This window comes from Pedobacter miscanthi, from assembly GCF_003315595.1.
Classification (GTDB): domain Bacteria; phylum Bacteroidota; class Bacteroidia; order Sphingobacteriales; family Sphingobacteriaceae; genus Pedobacter; species Pedobacter miscanthi.
In genome coordinates, this window is sequence record NZ_QNQU01000001.1 from 465,183 (window position 1) to 475,104 (window position 9,922).

Annotated in this window: 5 protein-coding genes; 1 reads left to right on the forward strand and 4 read right to left on the reverse strand. The window is 33.5% G+C overall.

The genetic code is table 11. From position 1 onward, the window contains the following. Positions 1–265: 265 nt before the first annotated feature. Positions 266–625: a helix-turn-helix domain-containing protein gene (locus DRW42_RS02120; protein WP_244215165.1), complete on the forward strand. Its 360-nt coding sequence runs from the start codon at positions 266–268 to the stop codon at positions 623–625. Between the two features lie 111 nt (positions 626–736). On the opposite strand, the gene DRW42_RS02125 is transcribed toward DRW42_RS02120, so the two are convergent. The 4 genes from DRW42_RS02125 to DRW42_RS02140 form a co-directional block, all read right to left on the reverse strand. Beyond that, positions 737–2,623, reverse strand: coding sequence for an ATP-binding protein (locus DRW42_RS02125; protein WP_113947158.1), 1,887 nt, complete (start codon positions 2,621–2,623; stop codon positions 737–739). Continuing rightward, complete coding sequence (locus tag DRW42_RS02130; RefSeq protein ID WP_113947159.1) at positions 2,607–5,618, reverse strand: DUF262 domain-containing protein; 3,012 nt, start codon at positions 5,616–5,618, stop codon at positions 2,607–2,609. The genes DRW42_RS02125 and DRW42_RS02130 overlap by 17 nt, the downstream gene beginning before the upstream one ends. Before the next feature lie 323 nt (positions 5,619–5,941). After that, entirely contained in the window at positions 5,942–8,791 is a 2,850-nt protein-coding gene (locus tag DRW42_RS02135; protein ID WP_113947160.1) for a type I restriction endonuclease subunit R, read from the reverse strand. Between the two features lie 105 nt (positions 8,792–8,896). Next, positions 8,897–9,823 carry a tyrosine-type recombinase/integrase gene (locus DRW42_RS02140; protein WP_113947161.1) on the reverse strand — a complete coding sequence of 309 codons (927 nt, stop codon included), beginning with the start codon at positions 9,821–9,823 and terminating at the stop codon, positions 8,897–8,899. Positions 9,824–9,922 lie beyond the last annotated feature (99 nt).

Sequence of the window (9,922 nt, forward strand, 5' to 3'; positions counted from 1 at the left end):
TACCGTCAAGAACCATTCAGATAAATCTGAAATTCCACAAAAGACTAACATGAAGTCCGCCCTATTGATTAAGATATCGCGAAGATAGCAAATTCAATAGATTCGGCGAACTCACGATCGGCTCATGTGAAAGTTTGACGGTTTTCTGCCATGAGTGACATCGTTAGAAGCAGGTTACCCAACTCAATTTGTCGCTATAATTAACTAATACGAAGATAAGTATAATTTTAACACCAACCAACATGTTGGTTGAATTTTTATTAAAATGGAAACAAAAATAATCTCTGAGATAGACTACCTACTTATAGAAGAGGTTAAAGCAATAAGAATAAAGCAAGGTCTGTCAAAGGCGCAACTTAGTGCAAAATTAAAATTAGCTAGAAGTTTTGTTGGCAAGGTCGAAGACCTTAGTCAGAGAGATAAATATAGCATCAGACATCTCCCAATATTGGTTCAAGCTTTGAAATTAAAATCAATATGCCAACTTTTCCCTAAAGTGCCTTCCCGAGATATGATAGAAATAACTTATCAGAAAATTCCGAAGCTGAATAAAGATGGTAGTCAGAGTAAGCAGTTCGAGGAAAAAATAATCCAGATAGTTCCAATAAATAAAGGTATAGAGTAAGGGGAAGTATTACTATCTCAAAATGGATCTAAAGTCAGTAAGAAACACAAAGCCATTGCTAAAAGTATAATGAAATTATACAATTTATAGGTCAATGCTAAATCAAAGCCGCTATTTTTTTTTATTCTTTTTCTTGGGCTCTAACTCAAAATTTTTCCAAGAGATTCCATCAAAGACTTTGGTTAATTTGAAAATATCCGATGGTTTTCTAAAAAACCTATACTTTCCTAATATTAGATTTGTTATACTATCGTAACCATCATCTAAAGATAGATATTTTATTCGCGATGTTCCCCTACTTAATGATTTTGGTTGTTGAGGAACATTATTTTTAGTTGAATAAAATGCAGTTCCGATAATAGGACATTTAGAAAACCTTTTATCAATTAAACTATAAAAAAGTGGTTGTTTTACGTAAAATTCATAAAATACAACATTATATTTATTGATATAAAATTCTACCTGAACTGTAGTGTTGGATGAACAAAACTTGATTTCCTTTAAGAATGCAAGTTTGTCATCATTTTCGAAAAGAATTTTGATAAGTTTATCAATCTCTTTTAAATCTCTTTTGTATGTATTGATGGATGTATTATAGTGAGATAATGGATGCAGAAGAATGAAGAGATAAGATTGTAAAACATTTAATTCATTTAAAGGTATATCAAAACTTTCAATGAAATTAATACAAAGAGCAAATACTTTAGATAGTTTATAAGAATCAATTTCTTCGCAATTTATATCTCTAAACAGTTCTTTAGGAAAAACTTCTTTTAATTTACTTTCTAAATATTTTCGATAATAATTTGCAGATGCTGGGTAGTCAGGGCGGTCATTATTGAATAAATAAAATCTAGCTTTTGCTAAGTCATCATTATTTAATAAGAGAACAGGTATATCTATAATTTCCTTATCAACTTCTTTTTCACCAACATAAATCTCTATTGGCCGCCAGAATTTGGATTTGTTTTTAGATATAAAAAGTTTTTTACAGACATCAAAAAAATTCTTGTCATATGTTGACATGAAAATTTGATAATCCGAAAATTCATCAAGTAGTATATTAACGATAGGTATTCTATTTGAGGTATCTAAGCCAATAAATATGTCATCTAAATATAGCAGCTTATATTCAACTTTATTGGGGAATAGCTTTAATGATGCTAGATATAAACAGATAGCAACTGATGATAATCTAGCTTCATTTAAGTAATCTTTATAATGATCTCCAAGTTCTTCTGCATTTTTTAGAACTTTGAGTCTCAAATCAGAATTTAAATACCAACTGGATTTACTATTGTTAGGATAAATGAAATTTATTTTTTTTAATACAAATTCTATTGTTATGTCTTGTAAATCAAAATATTTCGTGAGATACCTGTTAACGACGACAAAAATACTTTTAAGTATCAGTCTTAAGCTTGCGTCAAAATCATCGATTTTATTTAGACCTATTTTATGACACCTACTTTTCCTTGTTCTTGCATCATCTATCAAATTTTTAATTAAAAAAGAGTATTGTGAACCTAAACTAGTAGACACTCCAGTTGAGACAGGGATAAATTCTCTCAATAAATTTATTATAATAAGGTTAAACAGATTCGGATTCGGCTCAGACTTCAAATAAATTTTTAACAAATCAGTATAATCAAGAAATCCATTAAGTAAGGAAGAATCTTTAATAAACGGTACATTATTATTTGATCCAACATTTGATGTGCTAAATACTTCAGATGCTGTAATCTTTCCATCAGAGTCATTAATTTCCGAGAATGTTACCTCAAAATGGCCATCCTTACTTTTATTAAATAAATTTCTAGAAAAATCTATTGGTGATATCGAACTCTTAAAAAATTGGTGGAATGACTTAAAAAGTGAAGACTTACCCGAACCATTTTCTCCATATATTATTAAATTTTCTCCAGTTGGAAGATCAATTTTATATTCATCAAAGTAAGCTCGGCAATTTTGAAGGTTGATATTAGTTATTTTTTTCATTTGAACTAAATAAATAATTCATCCGTAAAATAAAGCTTGAAATTTGAGAATCAGTCCCAGAGAAAACATTATATACTCGTACAGAATTAGAATCAAACGCTAATTCGCTATTTATATAATCAAGAAGATCAAGAATATTTATCTCTTCGACTAGATAACTGTTGCTAACAGCTAAGAATCGGATTATATTGTTAATGATATTTATATAATAAACTTTTATATTTTGATCTTCTTCAGTTAAGATAAATCTGTAGATTCGCTTAAAGATTTCGTTATATTTAGCTTCCAAAATAGGTATCTCAATATCCCCTATACTCGTTCTAGAAGTTTTTTTATTGTATGGACCATAAAGTTCAAATGCTGTTTTGGATGACAAGAATAAATATATGTACTCATATGAAAATCCAGCTCGCTTTATATTAAGAACAATATTAACATCATCAGTATAATAGCCCCCAGTGTTGAAATACACTTCGAAATTTTCTAATGAAAGAATATTTTTTATAAAAATATTTTCGCTTTCAAATATTTTCTTATATTTTTTTAGAGATTCATCGTCAGCATAGATGTTAAATCTTTCACTTTTAATATTACTTTCGTAGCTATTATATTTCCTGACAAACTGTTCACCCTGATCCTTTTTAGTAGCAGGCTCTATTAGTTCTCGATCGATACCTTTACTAAATGAAACTATATTTTCTAATTTAATTTTCTCAATAGCTGTCTTCGAAACTTTTTCACCATGCCGTTTTTTAAATTTGCTCACAGATTTGTTAAATTCATCAATATTCTTGATATTATTCATCTGATTAAATAGCCCACGAATGTCGCTGATTATTTCATTTCCCCGTTTAATTATATCTTGGATATTTATTTCGTTAATAAAGTACCATAGTGCATATAATGACTGTTGTGTTCTTCTACCATTATCTACGCAAAGTAGATAATCCATATTCAATGCATGGCTTTTTTGTGAGCCATTAGATACTAAAAGTTTTAATTTTCTAATAAAATCAGCCTCAAAGATATTCGAAGCAAGTATCAATTTCTTAGGTTCATTTTCCAAAACTCTTGTCAGATCTGGTTTAGATTTTAATCTGAAGTTGATTTTATTACTAACTTTATAATAATCAAGAGCATCGTATGATTTGACCAAATCAGTTGAATTTAAAAATTGGTTATGTAGATAAATTAATGCTGTCAGAATGTTTTCGTTTTCCATCCTAGTGGTCATTTTTCTAAAATAAAACCAGTCTTTATTATTGTTGTATACGTCTTTTATAGTGTCAATCAAATCTCTAGAAATATATGAATTCCACATCTCAAAAGAGTCAATTTTGATTGGATATGGCTTATAGTTGAGTCTAATAAATAGATCAACAGGATCAAATTTATCATTATATTTAGCATCTATCTCAACGACCCATAAGTCATAATTTTTAATTTTTTCCTGATATTCAGGGCTTAAATCTTTGAACTTTTTAGAAGTTAGATCAGCTAAAATACTATTTTTAAGATTTAAAGAATAATCATCTTTCTTAGTTGATTCAAATTCATTATCCGTATTTATAAAGTCTTCACCTAAGAACCCTAAGATAGTTAATAGTCTTTGTTGACCGTCAATTACTTCAGATACACCATCTTCATTTTTATACACGAAAATTGGAGGAATTTTTATACCTAACAAAATGCTCTCAATGATTGATGATGCTTTTCTTTTGTCTATTACCTCGTTTCTTTGATATTGCGGACGTATGATAAATTTTTGCCTCTTCATTGATCTAATAATATCATCAATCGATGTTGAAGAAGGCTCAGGCTTGTTTATCCTTAAATCATCAAATCTCAACACTTCATTATTGTCTAAAGAACTATTGATTTCGCTGATCTGATCATTAAAGACAATTGAATCTTTCAAGTATACATTAAAATTAATTCCAAATAAACTCTTAAAAATTTTTGATATATTTTCGTAACGATTTTTTATGTTGATGGCAAATGAACTTCTGTCCATTTTATAACTGTCTATATTTACATCAAGATATTTTACAATTTTTGCAATATCTTCTTTTGATATCTTTAAATTTCCAGTTTCTTTTTTGAAAATCGATAACGCCCAAAATAGACAATCAGAAATTAGCCGATTATAATCCTCCTTAGAATCCATCTTTTTATAGATGACATCAAGAATATTGATTTTAGTAATAAAATTGTTTCTTAAATCTTCTAAATCTATTGTTTCAATATCATCATATAGATATTCATAAAATTGATTAACTATATTGCTTTTTTTTATCGCATAATATTTTATTGGAATATTTTCTATTACCAACAGCTGTCTTATCTTTTTTAAGAGAACTTCTTCATTAAACTTCTCAAAATGAAACAACTGTTTTAATATATCAAATATTCTTTTATCACTAATTACCTCAGTCTTAAAGAAGTGATTTACATCATCATATAAAAACTCCGCTTTATCTATCTCATTTGTTTTTAAGGGCGTAATTCCAGAGTTATATCTCTTAAATATTTCCTTTTTAACTTTATCTTCAATGGAATCGTTAATTCCTTCCTTAGTATTAAAACTAAACTCAATGATTCTTAACTTTGTCTCCCAAATTAAATCCTTATATTTCTTGTCAAGACTTTCATAATTTTTGTTGATAAAATCTTTTGTATTAAGTTTTTTTAACCCTGTTCGTTTTAATTTAAACTCATTTTTTATAAATCTAAGAATCGTCTCATATCGTTGCCTTCCATCAATTACTTCAACTTTGGATATTTTTTTAAAATATATCAATGGGGGTATCTCAGTTCCTAATAGGATACTTTCTATGAAATATGTAGCTTTTTCATCATCCCATACGTAATTTCTTTGATAAAATGGCTTATAGTTTGTGTTTTTCAGTTTATCATCATTACGAAACAACGAATCAATCGATACAGTTTTAGAGTCGATTTTTAATTTGTTTTCAAAAACTTCTTTAATATTCATAGTTTGTTAAATAGAAATATTCACTTTGATAACATTAATCAAAATAGTTTGGTAAATGAGCTCTAAATATACAAATATACTGGTCTTCTTGTATGAATGAACGATTGCATTCTGTTTAAACAATTAAGATCTTTATTTTTTATTAATTAGATCTTAAGGTTAAGACGTAAAATTCATTGGAACAAATCGAGTCAAAATATTAGCGACATGAACGGCACAAAAAATTAGTTGGTATATAGGCATTATCTATTGCTGTTTAATAACTATCAATAAATAAAAAATTGAAAACGATTCATTTTCAACGCTTTTAAGTAATGTTATCATTACGCCGCCATGCCGTTCATAAAAGTATCAACAAAACCTTTAATTCGGGATATAATCCTTTCCCCCAACTTCCTGCGATGTAAGAGAGTGGGTTTTTCACCATCAATAAGTTTTAGCACCTCGTCCAAAAGCGGCTCGCGTTCTGCGAAAAGATAATTTTCGATCAATTTTTCTGTTTTCTCAGCTGAAAGATTTTCCTCTTCCACCAATCTGAAGAACTCTTTTTTCTGTTCATCACCCCAGAATTTCTCAAACTCGGGAACAATATCCTCTGCATCTTCGATTTCAGGCAGGTTTTGTGAAATAAACCGGTCTATCAGCTCACGCTTGCTGCGCAGGGAAACCTGCGTACTGAGCAGATTGGAAATCTCCTCTTCTATCGATTTCCTGTCTGCTTTTCTGTCCTTGGATTTTAACCTGATCAGCAGCTGTATGATATAGGTAACATTTATCGTATCCCGTCTGATCAGCTCCAGCTCAAAATCAATGTCATCGAGTATGGAAGCTTTATCACTGCCGCCCTTGTGGACAATACTATCTTTAATATCCTGGTATTTGCTGCTATAATCTGCAAATAACTGTTCATCGATACATAGATCTTCCCAATCAAACTCGCTGTAATGGCTCATTTTCTTGTACAAGCGCATAATCGCACGGAAAGCCAGGATGAACTTCATTTGGTCTTCTTCGGTGTAAAGCTTATCTACATATTCAACGCTTGGCACCAGCTCCAGCATCTTTTCCCCTGTGCCGTTAAAGACCTCCACATAGTGGCTATAAGGTTCAACTATGATTTCATCGATTGCATCCTTATTGCTGAAAAGCGTAATCGCCTCATCGGTCCTATCCTTCAGGTTGCGGAAGCATACTATATTGCCCTGGGTTTTATTCTTGTCAAAAGTCCTGTTGGTTCTGCTGAAGGCTTGGATCAGACCGTGATAACGCAGGTTCTTATCCACGTAAAGAGTATTGACATATTTGCTGTCGAAACCGGTGAGAAACATATTAGCGACCAATAGGATATCGAGCTCATTGAATTTCGCCTTCTTGGCAATATCGTTATAATAATTATAGAAACTTAAACTGTCCCTTGTACTGTGTGAGGTGCCATATAATCTGTTAAAATCAACGATATAATTATCCAACAGTTCCCTGCGGTGCGGTTTTATACCATTCCCGCCAGCAGCGGTTAAATCAGTAACCTCAAAATTAATCTCTTCCTCGTTCTGCGCAAAACTGAAAATGGTTGCCACTTTCAGCCCATGCTCACCGAGCAGTCCCTTTTTTCTAAAGATCTCATAATACTGGATGACCGCATCAATATCCTGAACACACATCATTGCACAGAAGCTACCCCTTTGGCTCTTTTGGGAATGCTGCTCGATAATATAATCTACAATCGCCTCTTTACGTTCGGGAGCTTCAAATACCTCCGTCTCATTAATATCTTCAACCTTTAGGTCGATAATATGCTCCTTCTTTTTGAAGGTCTGGATATATTCAACTGAGAAACGCAGTACATTTTCATCCCTGATCGCATCTGTGATCACATATTTGTGCAGGCATTTGCCAAAGAGACTCGAGGTTGTTTTCTCCCCATCCGCGTTTTCTGCCAGTATGGGTGTACCGGTAAAACCAAAAAGCTGGATATTGTCAAAAAATGACACAATATTTCTGTGGGTAACGCCAAACTGTGATCGATGGCACTCATCAAATATAAACACCATCCTCTGGTGCTGGATCTTTGCCATCCTGGTTATGTTCCGGCCGGAGATCGCGTTGTTGAGCTTTTGTATCGTTGTGACAATGATGGGAATATCCGGATCATTAAATTTGCGTATCAGGTCTTCTGTGTTGTCGGCCGCGCTAACGCAGCCTTTACTGAATTTATCATACTCCTGGTTGGTCTGGTAATCAAGGTCCTTGCGATCAACCACGAACACCACTTTCCTTATTGCAGGGATCTTCGCCAGGATCTGGCTGGCCTTAAAGCTTGTCAGCGTCTTACCACTGCCTGTAGTATGCCATATATAACCGTTCTTTTGAATATCATAGCCATTAAGCACGGTGTTTTCAATAACCTTTTTAAGAATGTTCTCAACCGCATAATATTGGTAAGGTCTTAGAACCATCAGTTTCTTCTCGGTTTCATTCAGAACAATGTATTTACATATCATCTTGCTCACGTGGCATGGTTCCAAAAACACATCAGTAAATTCGTTCAAAATATTGTTAAGTGGCCTGTTATCCTCGTCGGCCCATTGAAATGTCTGTAGGTATTCCTGTTTGTGGCTACCAAAATTGGAGAAATATTTGGTATTGACCCCGTTGCTGATCACAAATAGCTGTATAAAATGGAAGAGTCCCTGCCCGGCTCCAAAACTATGCTTCTGGTACCTGTTGATCTGGTTAAATGCCTCCTTCATTTCCAGTCCCCTCTTTTTGAGTTCAATCTGGACCACAGGCAAACCATTGATCAATATGGTAACATCGTAACGGTTCTTGTATTCCCCCTCCTGACTGATCTGGTTGGTAATCTGGTACTGGTTCTGGCACCAGTGTTCCACGTTGAGAAATTCAAAGTAAAGGTTTTCACCATTGTCACGGATAATATGATGTTTTTTTTCACGCAGAAGTTTGGCCTTTTCAAACACTGAACCTTTGTTCAGTATATTGACTACCTTTTCAAATTCCTCCGGTGAAAGAGTAATCCCATTGTGCTTTTCCAATTGCACTTTCAAATTGGAGAGCAATGATTTTTCATTGGCAATGGAAACAAACTGGTAACCCAGTTTCTGCAGCTGTAGTACAAGCTGCTCCTCTAAGATCTGTTCTGACTGTTTAGACATATGTTGAAAGCTTGCGGTGAAAGTAAACATACTATTCGAGGATTGAAAAAGAAACACATAAAAAATGCCTGCTTTGTTCCAATCCCCGAATCAAAAAACTTACGCCTACCTCAGCGCACGGAACATCTGGTCAATACATTTCTTCTTCTGCTCGTGATCGGGATGCACGTATAGGTTCAATGTAGTACTGATACTGGAGTGGCCAGGCAATACGCTTACAGTTTTATAGTCGCACTTGCTTTCGATACACCTGGTGGCAAAGCTATGCCTAAGCCCATGAAATTTCAACCTGGGCATATTCAGTTCCTGCATCAACTTCATGTAATAACTCCTATAGGTCCGTGGTTCAGTCGGTTTTATTTCGTTCGTCAGTACAAAAAATGAACTTTTGACTATTTTTTTAATAGGCTTTAGTAGCTTCAATAGGTCCCGGCTCATCGGAATATCCCGTATCGAATTCCGGGTTTTCGGGCTATCCAGTATCAGTTCTGTCCTCCGCTCATCCCCATCTATCACGTAAATACGTTGAATGGTCCTTCTTACCCTGATAACGCCCATCTCAGTGTCCACATCCTCCCAGGTCAGGGCACACAGTTCACCAATACGAACTCCCGCGCTTAAGCTTATGAATATCCCCAGATTCCTGAATGTAAAATTGGCCTCCACATAAGCCATGACCTTTTTCTGGTCAGCCCGGTTGAGCACATCTGTTTTCTTCATAATCCTGTCGACTGGAAACTGTATATCAAATGGCTTGTATTCCTGAAGTCCCAACTTGGCACCAAACTTCATAATCATTTTTAGAACGATCAGGATGTCCTTTATGGATTTCTGACTGAGTCCATGATCTACTTTCTGCAACACAAAACGCTGAACATCGTTCTCTGAAATATCACAACAGTCTCCGAATGACGGCAAAAGGTGGTTTTCGATAAGTAACACATAGGCTGAAAAGCTTGATTTTTTGATGTACTGTTTTTTGTCGGCCATCCATAACTGGATAACTTCTGCAATCTTCTTTTTTGATGTCATAATGTTTTATAGGTTAAAAAGCCAAAAGGTAGAAAACAGAACTCAATTATAAATCCCCAATGTTCCAAATTTGAGATTTCCGGGGTTTGAAGGGGAATG

What these genes read in the sequence shown, in the direction of transcription:
- DRW42_RS02120 (WP_244215165.1), top strand. Translation starts at nt 266, where the DNA reads ATGGAAACAAAAATAATCTCTGAGATAGACTACCTACTTATAGAAGAG.
- DRW42_RS02125 (WP_113947158.1), bottom strand. Translation starts at nt 2,623, where the DNA reads ATGAAAAAAATAACTAATATCAACCTTCAAAATTGCCGAGCTTACTTT.
- DRW42_RS02130 (WP_113947159.1), bottom strand. Translation starts at nt 5,618, where the DNA reads ATGAATATTAAAGAAGTTTTTGAAAACAAATTAAAAATCGACTCTAAA.
- DRW42_RS02135 (WP_113947160.1), bottom strand. Translation starts at nt 8,791, where the DNA reads ATGTCTAAACAGTCAGAACAGATCTTAGAGGAGCAGCTTGTACTACAG.
- DRW42_RS02140 (WP_113947161.1), bottom strand. Translation starts at nt 9,823, where the DNA reads ATGACATCAAAAAAGAAGATTGCAGAAGTTATCCAGTTATGGATGGCC.